The organism is Erwinia sp. Eh17-17, from assembly GCF_039675725.1.
GTDB lineage: Bacteria > Pseudomonadota > Gammaproteobacteria > Enterobacterales > Enterobacteriaceae > Erwinia.
Genome location: NZ_JBDFQT010000013.1, coordinates 1 through 17370, shown reverse-complemented (window position 1 = coordinate 17370; position 17370 = coordinate 1). Strand labels below are relative to the sequence as shown.

General features: G+C 53.9%; 17 protein-coding genes and 1 other annotated feature. Of the genes, 12 read left to right on the top strand and 5 right to left on the bottom strand.

Annotation, left to right across the window (positions count from 1 at the left end):
• Window positions 1-8: 8 nt before the first annotated feature.
• The 6 genes from trmD to ABEH87_RS20550 all read left to right on the top strand — a co-directional run bounded on the left by trmD (window position 9) and on the right by ABEH87_RS20550 (window position 4756).
• The gene (trmD, locus tag ABEH87_RS20575; protein WP_346579213.1) at window positions 9-761 is read left to right on the top strand and encodes a tRNA (guanosine(37)-N1)-methyltransferase TrmD; all 753 of its coding nucleotides are present in this window, start codon (window positions 9-11) and stop codon (window positions 759-761) included.
• 68 nt (window positions 762-829) lie between these two features.
• On the top strand, window positions 830-1180 hold the full coding sequence (rplS, locus tag ABEH87_RS20570; RefSeq protein ID WP_062744160.1) for a 50S ribosomal protein L19: 351 nt from the start codon (window positions 830-832) through the stop codon (window positions 1178-1180).
• A gap of 209 nt (window positions 1181-1389) precedes the next feature.
• The gene (locus ABEH87_RS20565; RefSeq protein ID WP_346579145.1) at window positions 1390-2322 is read left to right on the top strand and encodes a DMT family transporter; all 933 of its coding nucleotides are present in this window, start codon (window positions 1390-1392) and stop codon (window positions 2320-2322) included.
• 157 nt (window positions 2323-2479) lie between these two features.
• Window positions 2480-3025, top strand: coding sequence for a YfiR family protein (locus tag ABEH87_RS20560; RefSeq protein WP_346579143.1), 546 nt, complete (start codon window positions 2480-2482; stop codon window positions 3023-3025).
• Complete coding sequence (dgcN, locus tag ABEH87_RS20555) at window positions 3018-4247, top strand: diguanylate cyclase DgcN (RefSeq protein WP_346579141.1); 1230 nt, start codon at window positions 3018-3020, stop codon at window positions 4245-4247. The genes ABEH87_RS20560 and dgcN overlap by 8 nt, the downstream gene beginning before the upstream one ends.
• Before the next feature lie 23 nt (window positions 4248-4270).
• Window positions 4271-4756: an OmpA family protein gene (locus ABEH87_RS20550; protein WP_346579139.1), complete on the top strand. Its 486-nt coding sequence runs from the start codon at window positions 4271-4273 to the stop codon at window positions 4754-4756.
• 59 nt (window positions 4757-4815) lie between these two features.
• Here ABEH87_RS20550 and ABEH87_RS20545 read toward each other — a convergent pair whose 3' ends face one another.
• Window positions 4816-5496: a CTP synthase gene (locus ABEH87_RS20545; RefSeq protein ID WP_346579137.1), complete on the bottom strand. Its 681-nt coding sequence runs from the start codon at window positions 5494-5496 to the stop codon at window positions 4816-4818.
• A 107-nt stretch (window positions 5497-5603) separates the two neighbouring features.
• On the opposite strand from ABEH87_RS20545, the gene ABEH87_RS20540 reads away from it, so the two are divergent.
• The gene (locus ABEH87_RS20540) at window positions 5604-6350 is read left to right on the top strand and encodes a GNAT family protein (protein ID WP_346579135.1); all 747 of its coding nucleotides are present in this window, start codon (window positions 5604-5606) and stop codon (window positions 6348-6350) included.
• Here the strand turns inward: ABEH87_RS20540 and ABEH87_RS20535 are convergent.
• Entirely contained in the window at window positions 6285-6812 is a 528-nt protein-coding gene (locus ABEH87_RS20535) for a GNAT family N-acetyltransferase (protein WP_346579133.1), read from the bottom strand. The genes ABEH87_RS20540 and ABEH87_RS20535 overlap by 66 nt on opposite strands.
• A 314-nt stretch (window positions 6813-7126) precedes the next feature.
• Between ABEH87_RS20535 and ABEH87_RS20530 the strand changes: the two genes are divergently transcribed.
• Both ABEH87_RS20530 and tyrA read left to right on the top strand, forming a co-directional pair.
• A complete protein-coding gene (locus tag ABEH87_RS20530; protein ID WP_346579131.1) occupies window positions 7127-8206 on the top strand; it encodes a 3-deoxy-7-phosphoheptulonate synthase in 1080 nt (359 codons plus the stop codon).
• A gap of 6 nt (window positions 8207-8212) precedes the next feature.
• Window positions 8213-9334: a bifunctional chorismate mutase/prephenate dehydrogenase gene (tyrA, locus tag ABEH87_RS20525; RefSeq protein WP_346579129.1), complete on the top strand. Its 1122-nt coding sequence runs from the start codon at window positions 8213-8215 to the stop codon at window positions 9332-9334.
• A gap of 394 nt (window positions 9335-9728) precedes the next feature.
• On the opposite strand, the gene pheA is transcribed toward tyrA, so the two are convergent.
• The 3 genes from pheA to bamD all read right to left on the bottom strand — a co-directional run bounded on the left by pheA (window position 9729) and on the right by bamD (window position 12485).
• The gene (gene pheA / locus ABEH87_RS20520; RefSeq protein ID WP_346579127.1) at window positions 9729-10889 is read right to left on the bottom strand and encodes a bifunctional chorismate mutase/prephenate dehydratase; all 1161 of its coding nucleotides are present in this window, start codon (window positions 10887-10889) and stop codon (window positions 9729-9731) included.
• A gap of 24 nt (window positions 10890-10913) precedes the next feature.
• Window positions 10914-11048 (bottom strand) — a sequence feature (Phe leader region).
• A 99-nt stretch (window positions 11049-11147) separates the two neighbouring features.
• Window positions 11148-11486, bottom strand: coding sequence for a ribosome-associated translation inhibitor RaiA (gene raiA, locus ABEH87_RS20515; RefSeq protein WP_346579125.1), 339 nt, complete (start codon window positions 11484-11486; stop codon window positions 11148-11150).
• A gap of 267 nt (window positions 11487-11753) precedes the next feature.
• A complete protein-coding gene (bamD, locus tag ABEH87_RS20510) occupies window positions 11754-12485 on the bottom strand; it encodes an outer membrane protein assembly factor BamD (RefSeq protein ID WP_346579123.1) in 732 nt (243 codons plus the stop codon).
• Window positions 12486-12619: 134 nt separating this feature from the next.
• Here bamD and rluD point away from each other — a divergent pair, with 134 nt between their 5' ends.
• The 3 genes from rluD to clpB all read left to right on the top strand — a co-directional run bounded on the left by rluD (window position 12620) and on the right by clpB (window position 17025).
• Window positions 12620-13597 carry a 23S rRNA pseudouridine(1911/1915/1917) synthase RluD gene (gene rluD / locus ABEH87_RS20505; RefSeq protein ID WP_346579121.1) on the top strand — a complete coding sequence of 326 codons (978 nt, stop codon included), beginning with the start codon at window positions 12620-12622 and terminating at the stop codon, window positions 13595-13597.
• Window positions 13597-14325: a purine nucleoside phosphorylase YfiH gene (gene yfiH, locus ABEH87_RS20500; RefSeq protein WP_346579119.1), complete on the top strand. Its 729-nt coding sequence runs from the start codon at window positions 13597-13599 to the stop codon at window positions 14323-14325. The genes rluD and yfiH overlap by 1 nt, the downstream gene beginning before the upstream one ends.
• Window positions 14326-14451: 126 nt before the next feature.
• Window positions 14452-17025: an ATP-dependent chaperone ClpB gene (gene clpB / locus ABEH87_RS20495; RefSeq protein ID WP_346579117.1), complete on the top strand. Its 2574-nt coding sequence runs from the start codon at window positions 14452-14454 to the stop codon at window positions 17023-17025.
• Window positions 17026-17370: the final 345 nt, after the last annotated feature.

Genomic DNA, 17370 nt, shown 5'->3' with positions numbered 1-17370 from the left:
CGCAAAGTATGTGGATTGGCATAATCAGCCTGTTTCCTGAAATGTTTCGCGCAATTACCGACTACGGAGTAACTGGCCGGGCAGTAAAAAATGGCCTGCTCAGCATCCAGAGCTGGAGTCCTCGTGATTTCGCTCATGACCGGCACCGTACCGTGGACGAACGTCCTTACGGCGGCGGACCGGGGATGCTAATGATGGTTCAGCCCTTACGGGATGCCATCCACGCAGCAAAAGCGGCGGCAGGAGAAGGGGCTAAGGTGATTTATCTGTCACCTCAGGGGCGCAAACTCGATCAAGATGGGGTTTGTGAGCTGGCGACCCACCAGAAGTTAATTCTGGTTTGTGGTCGCTACGAAGGGATTGATGAGCGCGTAATCAAAACCGAGATCGATGAAGAATGGTCGATTGGCGATTACGTACTCAGCGGTGGCGAGCTGCCAGCAATGACGCTGATTGACTCGGTTTCCCGGTTTATTCCGGGAGTCCTGGGGAAACAGGCATCAGCCGAGGAAGATTCGTTTTCTGATGGTTTGCTGGATTGTCCACACTATACCCGGCCTGAGGTGTTAGAAGGGATGGAGGTTCCGCCAGTTTTACTGTCGGGCAACCATGCTGATATTCGCCGCTGGCGCCTGAAACAGTCGCTGGGCCGTACCTGGCTTAGAAGACCTGAACTTCTGGAAAACCTGGCTCTGACTGAAGAGCAAGCAAAGTTGCTGGCTGAGTTCCAACGGGAACACACCCAGTCAACAAAACGATGATACGGTTGAACGGGCATAGTGCTTAGTTCGCCTTAACTATCAGTTTACCCAGGATAAGAGATTTAATTATGAGCAACATTATTAAGCAGATCGAACAAGAACAGCTGAAACAGGACGTACCTTCATTCCGTCCGGGTGATTCCGTGGAAGTGAAAGTATGGGTCGTTGAAGGTGCTAAAAAGCGTCTGCAGGCATTCGAGGGCGTGGTTATCGCTATTCGTAACCGCGGTCTGCACTCTGCATTCACTGTTCGCAAAATTTCTAACGGCGAAGGCGTAGAGCGTGTATTCCAGACTCACTCCCCGGTAATCGACACGATTACTGTGAAACGTCGTGGTGCTGTGCGTAAAGCCAAACTGTACTACCTGCGTGAGCGTACTGGTAAGTCTGCACGTATCAAAGAACGTCTGGGCGCTTAAGCGACATCTGATAGTTAATAGCAATAAAGGGGCTGGCCGCGAGGCTGGCCCCTTTTTTTTAACCCGTTCACCTCTGTGAAAAATTTCCTGCCTGTCGCCGTGCGCTAAAAAAAATTAAAAGCCGTTTACTGCTGATATTTATGCGGATATAAATAAAATTCCGCGTATGTTTGATAGAACCCTGTCTGCTTTCTGGAATCTTTTACGCTATGCGTCCTTCGCCCAGCCCCTCAACCGGCGTGTCGATGAAAATCGCCGGAGCCCTGACCTCGACGCTGATGATGGCCTGTGTTAAAGGCCTTGAAGGCACCATCCCGGTCGGTGAGGTGATCTTCTTCCGTTCTTCTGTCGCGTTAATCCCGCTGTTTATCTGGTTGTGGTGCCAGGGCAATGTCCTGGACGGTATTCGTACCCGCAACATCAAAGGACATTTTTTACGCGGGCTGGCCGGGACGGGCGGGCTGTACTTTAGCTACCTTGCGCTGCTGTATATCTCCCTGACCGATGTCACCGCAATCAACTACGCCGCGCCTTTGATCACCGTGATCATGGCGGCGGTCTTTCTGCGCGAAAAAGTGAAATATCACCGTTGGATCGCGGTGGTCGCCGGGTTTGCCGGGATCCTGGTAATGATGTCGGGCCAGCTGTTCTTTGCCCGCGAAGGTGCATTAAGTGAGGTGAGCTGGTTATCCACTCTGGGGATGATTCTGGCGCTGATGGCGGCCGTCTGTATTGCAGGGGCGTCCATTCAGATCCGCTATCTCAACGGCATCGAAAAACCCGGCGCTATCGCTTTCTGGTTTGCGATAACCACCACGCTGACCTCACTGTTCACGCTATTTTTTGGCTGGACGGTGCCCGATGGCAGGCAGCTGATGCTGCTGCTTGGCTGCGGTCTGCTGGGGGGGATTACACAGATTTTACTGACCCTGAGCCTGAAATATGCCGATGCTTCACTACTGGCGCCGTTTGACTACACCACGCTGATCTGGTCGGTGTTCATTGGTTATCTCTTCTGGGACACGTTGCCAGGATCGGCAACCCTTTTCGGCGCCGGGCTGGTCGTCACCGGCGGGGCGATCTCAATGTACTTTGAACGACGTCACCGTCGGGCAATCACTCCGCTGAATGTCGGGGGCTGACGCTTACTGAACCGGCGTGTTCACCCATAGGCTGGCCTTTTTGTTGTTTTCAATATGATGACGGATGTTTCAGTGAGTGTTAGGATATTTCTTAGTTAGATTGAGGGGCAACCCGGAAAGACAAAATCCGTTCAGCGACCGGGTCTACAGAGGTTTCATGGCGAAAAAACGCGTGCTTTTACTGCCGCTCCTGCTGAGTGGCATCGTTCTGCCTCTCAGGAGTGAAACCTTGCCTGAAAAACCTTCGGGAGTGTCAGCGGCAGACGTTCGCCAGACTGTGGCGGGGATGATCAGTTACACTCGCTGGCCAAAGCCTGGCGGTTTGCCACGGCTGTGCATTTTTCGTTCGGCGGTGTATGCACAGGCGCTGACAGCCGCCTCGGTTGAACATCCTCCTGCGGCCTGGCAGAGCGTGCCGGTGGACGATGTGCAGCAGGCGCTGGCATCGCAGTGCGACGTGCTCTATTTCGGTCGCGAAACCTCACGGCAGCAGGTTGAACTGATTAACAGCTATCAGCCGCGCCCGCTGCTGACCATTGCAGAACAAACCCCTGAGTGTGTTGCCGGCAGCGCATTCTGTCTTAAATTTATCAACCACCGGGTGACTTTTTCGGTGAATCTCGACTCGCTGGGTCGAAGCGGCGTTCGGGTACATCCCGATGTGTTAATGCTGGCATCTTCAGGGAGTGAAAAGCATGGATAAATCTGTACCAGAACTCAGCAGGCCCAGCTTTCGCAAAACGCTGGTGCGTATCAGTGTGATCAGCGTGGTCACGACGATGACCGTTGCCTGGCTGTTTATTTCTGCCACGTCCATGTTGTCGTTCCGTCAGTATGCCGATAAGAATCTGCAGCTGCTGGCCTACACCGTAAGCCACAGTCTGGAGGCGGCAGTAGTCTTTCGTGATGGTAACGCCGCGATGGATACGCTGAGAGAGCTGGGCAAACAGGGGCAGTTTTCTTCCGCAACGGTTGCAGACAGTAACGGCAGGATGCTGGCTCACTGGGGGCAGGAAGAGGACCGGTCGCTGCGCGCCGATCCCCTGGCCCGGCTCGTCTCCGGCTGGTTGTTCCCGAAACCCGTGCAGCAACCGATTCTGCATAATGGCGTCGTCATCGGCAGCGTTACCCTGACCGGTGAAGATGCCACCGTGACGGGCTTTGTCTGGCGTTCGCTGACGGTGCTGACCATCTGCCTGCTGCTGGCCTCCGTGGTGGCGCTGTTATTCACCCGACATCTGTTTAGCGGACTGATCGCGGCATTACGCAATATTACTGGTGTGGTGCACGATATTCGGGCGACGCGTAACTTTTCGCGCCGCGTACCGCCGTCCAGAATTGAAGAACTGCATGTGTTCGGTGAGGACTTCAACAGTCTGCTCACCGAAATTGAGAAGTGGCAGCTGCGTGAGCAGCAGGAGAAAGCTTCGCTGCTGAAACGTGCTTTACACGATCCGCTGACCGGGCTGGCTAACCGTGCGGCGTTCCGCAGCGCGCTGGAAAGCGTGCTCAGTGACAGCACGCGTAAGACTCATACGGCCCTGCTGTTTATGGATGGGGATAATTTCAAAGGCATCAATGATACCTGGGGGCATGCTGCGGGGGATGAGGTGTTGCTGGCGATAGCCGGGCGTTTAAAAGAGTGTGCCGGTAATACGCATCTGGTGTGCCGCTTTGGGGGGGATGAATTTGCCATGATCCTTGAAGAAGTCAGCCATGACGACGAAGTGCAGGCTGTGATTGATGCCATCAATCTGCGCATGACTGAACCGATTTGCCTCAGTGCAGGAGACGATGTCATGATGACGTTGAGCATTGGCCGTGCGGTCGCCAGCCAGGCGGCCACCGTAGAGGGCATCATGGAAACCGCTGACCGCAGCATGTATCTGGAAAAACAACAACACCATCAGCGCGCAGCGTCTTAACCAGTTAATCAGGGGAATGAAAAATGAAAGGAAGACATATCATTGGCGGGGTGCTGTTCGCTCTGTTACTGACGGGCTGCCAGGGTAAGCCACAGGGTAAATTCTCGCCTGAGCAAATTAGCGCCATGCGCGCCCAGGGGTTCACTGAAGTCCCGGAAGGATGGATGCTGGGAATATCAGATAAGATCCTGTTCGGTAAGAATAAGTCAGAGCTGACGCCTGAAAGTGTCGCAACCGTTCAGCACATGGCGAAGATGCTGTCCAGCAGTGGATTACACCATGCGCGGCTCGATGGTCACACGGATAACTACGGTGATAAACAGTATAATCAGGCGCTGTCGCTGAAGCGTGCCAACGTGGTCGCTGATGCCTGGGCCAACGGTGCCGGTGTACCGCGCAGTAATATTACCACCCGCGGTCTGGGTGACAGCAATCCGGTACAAAGTAATAATACCTCGCAGGGGCGGGCAGAAAACCGCCGGGTGGCGGTGGTCATCAGTGCCCCCTGAGACAGGGCGCCTGTGACTCGCCTCGCCGGTTATCTCTGCTGAGCGGCGAGGCGGGAAGCTTAACGTGCAGCGCGCAGCAACTCCACCAGCAGAGGGGACAGTTCATCACGCAGAGCCGCACGTTCTGACTGGAACAGAGTGGCCGCATAGAATTTATGCCCCGGCAACTCCATTGCCCGTACGTCACCTTCACGATCGTAAGCACTGAGACGCAGGGGATACGCTTTAAGATCGGCCACGAATTCCGGGTTCACGCCAAAATTACAGTGATAGCCCTCGCTGATTTCCGTTTTACCGTAGGCCTGTGCCAGCAGCGTGCCCGGCTCAATGACGATATCTCCGGTTTTTTCCACCAGCGAACAGCTTAACGGCGCAATCACCAGGCGTCCGTCGCTGTCGGTTTCGGCATGTCCGGCATCACTCCAGCCCATCACGTTACGGGCGTACTCAACCATGGCGTACTGAAAGCCGCCGCACGAACCGAGAAAAGGGACGTTGTTTTCTCGTGCGTAGCGAATGGTGAGAAAGGCTCCCGCATCATTTCGATACGGGCTTCCCGGCGTCAGCCAGAGGGCATCGTATTGCTGTAAAACACGGTGGTCAGTAATCTTCTCAGTGGGAAGCCACTGTGAATCGACGTTAAGGTTAAGGGATTGTGCGGCAAGCTGAACGGCCTTAGGAATGGCCTGATGCGCAACGGCATCGGGGCGGTAGTCACCAACCAGAGCTAAACGGACCATGATAGTTTCCTGTGCAGGTAAAAAAGGATGCTACTGCACTGCGGCATCGCTGGCAAGACGCTGAAGTTATTCGTATGCTGGAAAATCACCACGGCAAGGAGAGAGATGTGACGCAGCGAACGAACGAATTTGGTCAACCCATCGGCGCACCATTGCCTTACTGGCAGCCGGTACCGCTACCGGACGTCAGCATGATGGCGGGCATTTACTGTCGGCTTGAACGGCTGGATCCCCAGCGGCACGGTGACGACCTGTATGCCGCTTATGCTTCCGCCCCCGATGGCAGTGACTGGACCTACCTGACGGAAGATCGTCCCGCTTCACCTGAGGCTTTTCATATCTGGCTTGAGCAGCGTGCGGCGACGCCTGGTTTCATCACTTTCAGCATCATTTGCGCGCAGCGCAACAAGCCGGTCGGGCTGGTGTCCTATTTACGCATAGATCCGTCGAACGGCTCGCTGGAGATTGGCGGTGTCACCTGGTCTCCCCTGATGAAACGCACGGTGATTGGCACAGAAGCTCTCTGGCTGATGATCAATCAGACGTTCACCCTCGGTTATCGCCGCTGTGAGTGGAAATGTGATTCTCTGAACGCTCCCTCGCGACAGGCCGCACTGCGAATGGGCTTTACTTACGAGGGCACTTTCCGGCAGACGATGGTACGCAAAGGGCGCTCGCGGGATTCGGACTGGTTTTCGATTATTGACAGCGAATGGCCGGTGATAAACCAGGCGCTGACCGACTGGTTATCGGCGGAGAATATTGATGCCAGTGGGCAGCAGCGTCAGTCACTCAGCGCTCTGATGCGGGCGGTGAAGCCGGTAGATGGCGGTGTTGATCGGCCCACTTTCTAGTACGATCAGTCCGTAGCGTATGGCAACCAGCTCTGCTCCTGCGCTGGTTGCCACTGCGCGGCTGGCAATATTATTTTCAGCGGCCAGAATCTCAATAACGTTGATGTCGGGCTGCTCAAATGCTGCCGTGACGATCAGGTGTACGGCCTGACGGGCAATGCCTTTACGCTGTTCGCTGCTGCGAACCCAGTAGCCCAGCGCGGCGGGAATATCCGGCCCGGTGCTGTAGCGCAGACCTGCGCCCCCCAGCAGTCGGCCATCTTCAGCAAACACTCCCTGTTCATTTGCCACACCCTGGCGACGCTGTAAATGCGTATAGCTAAACCACCGGCGGGCGTCCTCTGCGGTGTAGTTTTCATGCGCCCATACCATCCATGGTTTCAGGGTATCCAGAGAGGTATTGACGGCTTCTGCAAATGCCCCTGCATCGCTGTTTTCAAAAGGGCGTACGATAATCTTCATCACTCTCTCCGCTGAATGCTCCCTGAATGAACGACATTATAGATCGTAGCCGAATCACCGGTACAAAATGATGAATGTTTTTAAGAGAGTGAAACCTTGCTGTAAACTAATAATTACACTTTAATTTTATGGCTCGCGTGCTGTATTCTATTTATATCTATGTTTTAGAACAATTTTTACTATTTTATTGGTTGGTTTTATTTTAATGGTAATAAAAGTGTACATCGCTATGGCGTTTTATGTACGCATTCTGGTACAGTTGTCAGCAACCTCACTGAGGATCCCTTTTCAACGAATGACCCAGGATGACGATCATGCAAAAAGATGCGCTGAATAACGTTCATATCGCTGACGAACAGATTCTGATTACCCCCGAAGAGCTGAAAAAACAGTTTCCACTGAACAGCGTGCTGGAAGGACAGATCGCCGCTTCCCGCCAGACTATTTCTGACATTATCAGCGGTAAAGACCATCGTCTGCTGGTGGTCTGCGGTCCTTGTTCGATTCACGATACGGAAGCCGCACTGACCTATGCCCGCGATCTAAAAGCACTGGCGGACCAGGTTGAAGATGAGCTTTACATCGTGATGCGCGTCTACTTTGAGAAACCACGTACGACGGTTGGCTGGAAAGGGTTGATCAACGATCCGCACATGGATAACACCTTCGATATGGAAGCCGGTCTGCATATCGCCCGTCAGCTGCTGCTGAATCTGGTCGAGATGGGGCTGCCGCTGGCCACCGAAGCGCTGGATCCCAACAGCCCGCAGTACCTGGGCGATCTGTTCAGCTGGTCAGCGATTGGGGCGCGCACCACGGAATCGCAAACGCACCGTGAAATGGCCTCTGGTCTGTCAATGCCGGTAGGCTTCAAGAATGGTACCGACGGCAGCCTTGGCACCGCGATTAACGCGATGCGCGCCGCCGCTATGCCGCACCGTTTTGTCGGGATAAATCAGGCTGGTCAGGTCTGCCTGCTGCAAACCCAGGGTAACCCGGACGGGCATGTGATCCTGCGCGGCGGTAAAAGCCCGAACTACGGTCCGAACGATGTCGCGCAGTGTGAAAAAGAGATGCAGCAGGCGGGACTCCGTCCTTCCTTGATGATAGATTGCAGTCATGGCAATTCTAACAAAGATTTCCGTCGCCAGTCCGGCGTAGCGGAGTCAGCCGTCGCACAGATTAAAGATGGCAACCGCTCCATAATTGGCCTGATGCTGGAAAGTAATATTCACGAAGGCAATCAGTCTTCCGAGCAGCCGCGCAGCGCTATGCGCTACGGCGTTTCCGTGACCGATGCCTGTATCAACTGGGAAACGACGGAAACCCTGCTGCGTAATATTCATCAGGATTTGACCGGGGTACTGGCGGCACGTCTGTCGCAAGAGGATTAACGAGTTATGGTGGCTGAACTGACCGCGCTACGCGATCAAATTGATGTAGTGGATAAAGCGCTGCTGGACCTGCTGGCGAAACGGCTGGCGCTGGTTGCCGAGGTGGGGGAGGTGAAAAGCCGCCACGGGCTGCCGATTTACGTCCCTGAGCGTGAGGCCACGATGCTGGCTTCACGCCGCGCTGAGGCTGAAAAACTGGGCGTACCTGCGGATCTGATCGAGGATGTGCTGCGCCGCGTGATGCGTGAATCCTATACCAGTGAAAATGATAAAGGATTTAAAACGCTGTGCCCTGAGCTGCGTCCGGTAGTGATTGTCGGCGGTAAAGGGCAGATGGGCCGCCTGTTTGAGAAGATGCTGACACTTTCCGGCTATCAGGTGAAGATCCTCGATAAAGAGGACTGGGGTAACGCTGAAGCGATGCTGTCTGATGCCGGGATGGTGATCATCAGCGTGCCTATTCATCTTACTGAACAGGTGATCGGTGAGCTGCCGCCGCTGCCGCAGGACTGTATTCTGGTTGATCTCGCCTCAGTCAAAAATAAACCGCTGCAGGCGATGCTGGCTGCACACACCGGGCCGGTGCTGGGATTACACCCAATGTTTGGTCCCGACAGCGGTAGCCTGGCGAAGCAGGTCGTGGTGTGGTGTGATGGTCGTCAGCCGGAAGCGTATCAGTGGTTCCTGGAGCAGATTCAGGTGTGGGGCGCGCGCCTCCATCGCATCGGTGCCGTGGAGCACGATCAGAACATGGCATTTATTCAGGCGCTGCGTCACTTTGCCACCTTCGCGTACGGTCTGCATTTGTCCGAAGAGAATGTGCAACTTGATCAGCTGCTGGCGCTTTCCTCGCCGATCTACCGGCTGGAGCTGGCGATGGTCGGGCGGCTGTTTGCCCAGGACCCTCAGCTTTATGCAGACATTATTATGTCGTCGGAAAGTAATCTGGCACTGATCAAGCGCTACTATCAGCGCTTTGGTGAAGCAATCACGCTGCTGGAGCAGGGGGATAAGCAGGCATTTATTGACAGCTTCCGCCGTGTGGAACACTGGTTTGGCGACCACGCTAAGCGTTTCCAGGCTGAAAGCCGAACGCTGCTGCGTCAGGCGAATGACAGCAGGGCATAACGCCTCCCTGTCGCGGTCGTCCATTTGTAGGGGAGGACCTTCTTTTCCGGTCGTCATGGGCAGAAGAGATGTGTTGTTAGCGGGCTGACCGGAAAAGAAGGTCAGCCCCTACGCCGAAAAAGAAGGTCAGCCCCTACGCCGGAAAAGAAGGTCAGCCCCTACGCCGAAAAAGAAGGTCAGCCCTACGCCGGAAAAGAAGGTCAGCCCCTACACCGGAAAAGAATGCTACCCCTGGGCCGCCGTACTCCCTGTAACTTTCGTCCATTTGTAGGGGACGACCTTTTTTTCCGGTCGTCCCGTGCCGAGGATATTCATTGTTGGCGGGCAGACCAAAAAGAACGCCGGCCTCCCTATCTGCCTGCTACGGCAAATTTTGCCGGATAACGTTTCTCCATCACTGCGGATCGACAGCAACGACGTTCTCACTGGGATAGCAACCCAGCACTTTCAGAGATCGCGTAATGGGCGTCAGCTCACGCAGCGCCTGCTGCACGTCATCCGTATTGAGGTTGCCCTGGAAGTCGATGTAGAACATCTCCTGCCACGGGTTGCCGTTAATTGGACGAGACTCCAGCTTGCTCATGGTCAGGTTGTGCTTGCGCAGCACCAGCAGTGCCTCAACCAAGGCTCCCGCCTGCTGTCCGGTGGCCATAATCAGCGTAGTTTTGGCCGGAACCTGTAATGACACTTCTATCGGCTTGCGTGCCAGCACAATGAAGCGGGTAATATTCTGACGTTGGTTAGCCAGATTACGCTCCAGCACCTGCAAATTATACAGCTCACCGCCTGCTTCACTGCCCAGCGCTGCCACTTTCGGTGAATTCATCGCCGCGACTCTCTCCATCGCGGCTGCGGTGCTTTCCGTGTACTCAATTTTCCAGTGCGGGTAGCGGTTGATAAACTGGCTGCACTGCTGGAAAGGCTGCGGGTGACTGTAAACCGTTTCAATTTCCTGCAGCGTGGTATTACCGGATACCAGCACACAGTGATCGATAGGAATCGTGATCTCTCCGACAATCGACAGACTGGTTTGCTGCAACAGGTCATAGACATCGTTAATGGAGCCGGAGGTCGTGTTCTCGACCGGCAGGACCGCGTAGTCTGCCAGCCCCGTTTCTACCTGATTAAAGATATCGTGAAACTTCAGGCAGCCACTTTCGATGAAGTTATCAAAATGGCGGGCTGCATAGTGGCGTGAGGCAAGATGGGAGTATGAGCCTTTCGGTCCGAGGAACGCGATGCGCGCAGAGTGCGCATTAGTGTTGTTCAGGTGCTTTTGCAGCAGTGCCTGCTGGGTCAGCACTGAGTCTTCAATGATCTGTTGAAACAGCCGCGTAATGTAATGGGCATCAAGCTTGTGGCCTTTACCGAGGGTGATCAGGTGCTCAAGAAGGTCGCGTTCGCGGTCGATATCACGCACGGGACGGTGGGTGGCCATTTTGGCCTCGGCAACTTCAACTGCCAGTGCGCGGCGCTGAGCCAGCAGAGACAGCAGTTGTTCGTCCAGTGCGCTGATCTTACCGCGCAGAGCCAGCAAAGGATTTTCGGGATTCATATTTGCTACCTGTCTGATGTTGCTAAAAAAAAAGCCTCCCGTTTGGGAGGCTTTAATGTTCGTCTTCGCATTGATTCTTACACGACGAATTGCCTCCCAGGTCAGGGGAAGGTAAAGAAGGTAAAAAATAATGCGAAGAAAAACGTTTCTGATTTCATTGTGCTATCCATGTTATCTGAGAGGTTAAAGTAACCGCTGCAATTTCGTTCTGTCAATAAAAAACGCGCCCGGAGGCGCGTTATCGCTATTTTAAGCAGATTACTCTTCGTCAGTCTCAACCACACTGAGATCTTTCACACTGGCAGATGCGCGGCGTGCTTCACCTTTGTGCTGAACTTTGTTCAGCTGACGCTCCAGCTTGTTAATCAGATCGTTAATTGCCGTATACATATCTTCATGCTTGGCGCTGGCGACAAGCGGGCCGTTCGGCGTATTGATATTGGCATCGGCAACAAATTCCTTCGGCTCCTTCGAAAGAACAATGTGCGGGTTTATCAGATGAGTTTGCCATTTTTCTAGCTTGGCGAGACGGTCTTCGACATGTTGGCGGATAGCCGCAGTAATTTCCATTTGCTTACTGGTAATGTTCAGAACCATAGTGCTTACCTCTCTGTCATTTCCGTCTTGGTGAAACCAGCATACCGCGAAAAGGGTAAAAATGTGTGATCAAAATCACGTTATTTTGTCACTTTTTGTCAAGGACCATAAAACTGTGAGATGGGCGTGTAAATAGGGCTTGAGGGGTTGTCGGAGGGCATTTTCAGTGGCATTGTTGACAGGTTAAGTCGGCTGGAAATTTGGCGAAAGCCGTAATTTTAGTCAAAAAAAAGCAGCCACTCAGGCTGCTTTTTTTATGGGTCAGACTCAGGCCTGATTGGTCGCAATAATTTTTGCTACGCGATCGGCTTCTGCATTGAGCTGAAGTTGACGATAAGCATTTTCCATCAACGGCAGTGCAGTTCGGGTTGCCTGGGTATCCGGGTAATCTTTCAGCATTTGCTCCACACGGTTAACCACAGCGACATATGCCTCACGTTTAGTGTAGAATTCCGCCACGGACAGTTCGTATTTCGCCAGACGATCCTTCAGGTACACCAGACGCTTGCGTGCATCCGTCGCATACTGGCTGTTTGGATAGCCACGCAGCAGCTGCGAGAAGTCTTTAAAGGCATCACGCGCATGGGTGGGATCGCGGTCTGAACGGTCGATACCAAAAAAGCCCTGCAGTGCACTGTCATCCAGCGCCATATCCGTCAGACCACGCATATAGATAACGTAGTCCACGTTCGGATGCGTTGGATTCAGACGCATAAAGCGGTCAATGGCGGCTTGCGCCAGTGGCAAATCGGCATTTTTATAGTAAGCGTAGATCAGGTCTAGCTGAACTTGCTGGGAGTAAGGCCCGAATGGATAGCGGTTATCGAGCGCTTCCAGTTGCGTTATTGCTCCTTTAAAGTTACCGTCCTGCAGTTTTTGCTGGGCAGTGGCATAGATCTCGGAAGGCGGGCTGTCAGGCACCACATCCTTGGAGCCGGAACATCCAGCTAATGCCAGGCTCAACGTGGCTGCAGCCACCAGATATTTCATACGCGTCATGACGATTTGCTTATCCTCAGAGTGTTATTCAGGAAGCTGTCCGTTAAGCTTCCGGTAGTGACCAGGTACGATAGCACATTATATTAAACGGCATCGCCGTGAAAACCCAACGTTAACGAAGAAGCTGTTTATTTATGGCACAACAAGTAAAACTCAACGCAACGGTATCCGAATCGCAACTCGGACAACGCTTAGATCAGGCTTTGGCCGAATTGTTCCCTGATTATTCACGTTCTCGCATAAAAGAATGGATTCTTGACCGTCGCGTCACCGTAAACGGTGCAATTATCGACAAACCTAAGGAAAAAGTCCTCGGTGGTGAGCAGATCATCATCGATGCCGAGATCGAAGAGGAAGCCCGCTGGGAAGCTCAGGATATCCCGCTGAACATCGTCTATGAAGATGACGATATTATGGTGATCAACAAACCGCGCGATCTGGTCGTCCACCCTGGCGCGGGTAATCCTGACGGAACGGTTCTTAACGCACTGCTGCACTATTTCCCGGCGATTGCCGATGTCCCTCGTGCAGGTATCGTGCATCGTCTGGACAAAGACACTACCGGCCTGATGGTCGTGGCAAAAACGGTTCCGGCACAGACGCATCTGGTGGAGTCGCTGCAGTTACGCGAATTTACCCGTGAGTATGAAGCCGTGGCAATCGGTCGTATGACGGCGGGTGGCACCGTTGATGAGCCGATCAGCCGCCACTCGACAAAACGTACCCACATGGCCGTGCATCCGATGGGCAAACCGGCGACGACGCATTACCGCATTATGGAGCATTTCCGTGCTCATACGCGCCTGCGCCTGCGTCTGGAAACCGGTCGTACTCACCAGATACGCGTACATATGTCGCATATCAACCATCCGCTGGTGGGTGACCCGCTCTACGGCGGCCGTCCACGTCCACCAAAAGGCGCGTCTGAAGCCTTTATCGGCACCTTGCGCGGTTTCGATCGCCAGGCTCTGCACGCCACCATGCTGCGTCTCTATCATCCGATCACCGGGATTGAGATGGAATGGCATGCACCGCTGCCACAGGACATGGTCGATCTGATCAATGCACTGAAGGCCGATACTGAAGAATTTAAAGAACAGTTGGACTGGTAATGAGCCTGATTGTACCTGACTGGCAGGTTCCCGCTAACGTGCGCGCATGCAGCAGTACGCGGCAGGGGGGCGTGAGCCAGGCACCGTGGGACAGTCTTAACCTCGGTGCTCATGTGGGTGATGAACTGCAGCATGTGCAGACTAACCGCCAGCGCATGCTGGAACTGGCCGATCTGCCCTCTATGCCGCAGTGGCTTGAGCAGGTGCATGGTACTGAGGTATTGACGCTGGACTGGAAAGTACCGGCTTCACTGCGTGCAGACGCCGCTTATACCCGTACCCCAGGCGTGGTGTGCGGTGTGATGACTGCTGACTGTCTTCCGGTGCTGTTCTGTTCGCAGGATGGTCAGGAAGTCGCGGCAGCACACGCAGGCTGGCGCGGTCTGTGCAATGGAGTGCTTGAAGAGACCATTAAGGCTTTTTCGGCACCGCCATCGCAGATTGTTGCCTGGCTGGGTCCCGCGATTAGTACCGACGCTTTCGAGGTTGGTCCGGAAGTCCGCGAGGCGTTTATTGCACAAAATCCAGGCGATTCAACTGCTTTTCGCCCGGCGGGTGAAAAGTTTTATGCTGATTTGTGGCAGTTGGCAAAACATCGGTTACAGGCCTGTGGAGTGCGCCACGTCTGGGGTGGTGGACAATGTACCTATTCACAGCCTGAGCAATTTTTCTCCTTCCGACGCGATGGCGTCACCGGCCGTATGGCAAGTTTGATCTGGCTGATATAACCTAGCGCCATAAGACGGTCCGGATTGATGTTTTTTTCTCCAAAATGTCAGGTCATTAACCTTGAAAAATTTGAGGGATGACCTCATTTAATCTCCAGTAGCAATTTGACCTGATAGGGGGAAATTATGCGTCTGGATCGTCTTACTAACAAATTTCAGCTGGCTCTGGCTGATGCTCAATCTCTGGCCCTCGGCCGCGACAACCAATTCATTGAACCTCTGCATCTGATGAGCGCATTGCTCAGTCAGGAAGGTGGATCCGTTCGTCCTTTACTGACCGCCGCAGGCCTTGACGTCTCGTCACTGCGTAACGGTATCGAACAGGCACTCAGCCGCTTACCGCAGGTGGAAGGTAGCGACGGGGATGTTCAACCCTCCGCGGACCTGGTACGGGTACTTAACCTGTGCGACAAACTGGCGCAAAAGCGTGGCGATAACTTTATTTCATCAGAACTATTCGTTCTGGCGGCTCTCGATTCCCGTGGCTCGCTGGCTGATTTATTAAAATCTGCCGGTGCCACCAGTGACAAACTGACGAAAGCCATTGACCAGATGCGTGGAGGCGATAGCGTGAATGACCAGGGCGCTGAAGATCAGCGGCAGGCGTTAAAGAAATACACCATCGATCTGACCGAACGTGCAGAGCTGGGCAAACTTGACCCGGTGATTGGCCGTGATGAAGAGATCCGCCGGACTATTCAGGTACTGCAGCGCCGTACTAAAAACAACCCGGTGTTGATCGGTGAACCTGGCGTGGGTAAAACCGCCATCGTTGAAGGCCTCGCGCAGCGCATTATCAACGGCGAAGTGCCGGAAGGGCTGAAAGGCCGCCGGGTGCTGGCGCTGGATATGGGGGCGCTGGTCGCTGGTGCCAAATATCGCGGTGAGTTTGAAGAGCGTCTGAAAGGGGTACTGAGCGACCTGTCTAAACAGGAAGGGAACGTTATTCTGTTTATTGACGAGTTGCACACCATGGTGGGTGCCGGTAAAGCCGACGGAGCGATGGATGCCGGTAATATGCTGAAGCCCGCGCTGGCACGTGGCGAACTGCACTGTGTTGGTGCCACCACGCTTGACGAATATCGTCAGTATATAGAGAAGGATGCTGCGCTTGAGCGTCGCTTCCAGAAGGTTTTCGTCGCTGAACCGAGCGTGGAAGATACCATCGCGATCCTGCGTGGGCTGAAAGAGCGTTATGAGCTGCATCACCATGTGCAGATCACCGACCCGGCTATTGTCGCGGCGGCGACGCTGTCCCATCGCTATATTGCCGATCGTAAGTTACCGGATAAGGCGATTGACCTGATTGATGAGGCTGCATCCAGCATTCGTATACAGATCGACTCAAAGCCGGAATCTCTGGACCGCCTTGAGCGCCGCATTATTCAGCTCAAGCTGGAACAGCAGGCGCTGAAGAAAGAGTCTGATGACGCGAGTATCAAGCGCCTGGAGATGCTGGAAACCGAGTTGAACCAGAAAGAGCGTGAATACTCCGAGCTGGAAGAAGAGTGGAAGGCCGAGAAAGCCGAACTGTCGGGAACCCAGCATATTAAAGCTGAGCTGGAACAGGCGAAGCTGGCGATGGAGCAGGCACGTCGTCAGGGTGATCTGGGGCAGATGTCTGAGCTGCAATACGGAAAAATTCCCGAGCTGGAAAAACAGCTGGCGGCGGCGACACAGACTGAAGGTAAAACCATGCGTCTGCTGCGTAACCGCGTCACCGAGGTTGAAATCGCTGACGTGCTGGCTCGCTGGACGGGCATTCCTGTCGATCGCATGATGGAAGGTGAACGCGACAAGCTGCTGCGCATGGAGCAACAGCTGCATACGCGCGTCATTGGGCAGAACGAAGCGGTGGAAGCGGTATCGAATGCGATTCGACGCAGCCGTGCCGGGCTGGCCGACCCTAACCGCCCGATTGGCTCGTTCCTGTTCCTGGGGCCAACCGGGGTGGGTAAAACAGAGCTGTGCAAGGCGCTGGCTAACTTTATGTTCGACAGCGATGACGCGATGGTGCGGATTGATATGTCCGAATTTATGGAAAAGCACTCAGTGTCGCGTCTTGTCGGGGCGCCTCCGGGCTATGTCGGTTATGAAGAGGGCGGTTACCTGACCGAGGCGGTTCGCCGCCGTCCTTACTCTGTCATCCTGTTGGATGAAGTAGAGAAAGCGCATCCGGATGTGTTTAACATCCTGTTGCAGGTGTTGGACGACGGTCGTCTTACGGACGGGCAGGGGAGAACGGTAGACTTCCGTAACACTGTGGTCATTATGACATCCAACCTGGGATCGGATCTGATTCAGGAACGCTTTGGTGCGTTGAGCTATGGAGACATGAAAGATCTTGTGCTGTCGGTGGTGAGCCAGAACTTCCGTCCGGAGTTCATTAACCGTATAGATGAGCTGGTGGTGTTCCACCCGCTGGGTGAACAGCATATCGCTTCTATTGCCCGCATCCAGCTTGCCCGGCTGTATCAGCGTCTGGAGGACCGAGGTTATGCACTGCACATCTCTGAAGAGGCGTTGCAGAAACTCGGTGAGAATGGTTATGACCCGGTTTACGGTGCAAGGCCGCTGAAACGTGCGATTCAGCAGCAAATAGAGAACCCGCTGGCACAGCAGATACTGTCCGGGGCGTTGATTCCGGGAAAAACCATCGAAATGGACGTAAAAGAGGGTGTAATCGTTGCACATCAGTAATCACGGTAAGTAACAGAAATGGGCCTCTGGCCCATTTCTGTTTATTAAACCAGCAAAAAATGCAGTTAAAAGGGCTTTTCGGGTGAAAAGTGAGCAAGTGAAAAGTTTTTTGCATTTTGCCCTTGTCAGCCGCCAGAAAATCCCTATACTGCGCCTCCACTGACACGGAATAACGACTTACAAGTCAACGCGTCAGGAGGTTCAGGAAGTATCTGAACCGCCGGAAAAACTTCTCAAAAAGAAGTTGACTCCGAAGGAGGAAAGCGTAATATACGCCACCTCGCGACAGGAAGCTCCGGCACTGTTCGCAACGCTCTTTAACAATTTATCAGACAATCTGTGTGG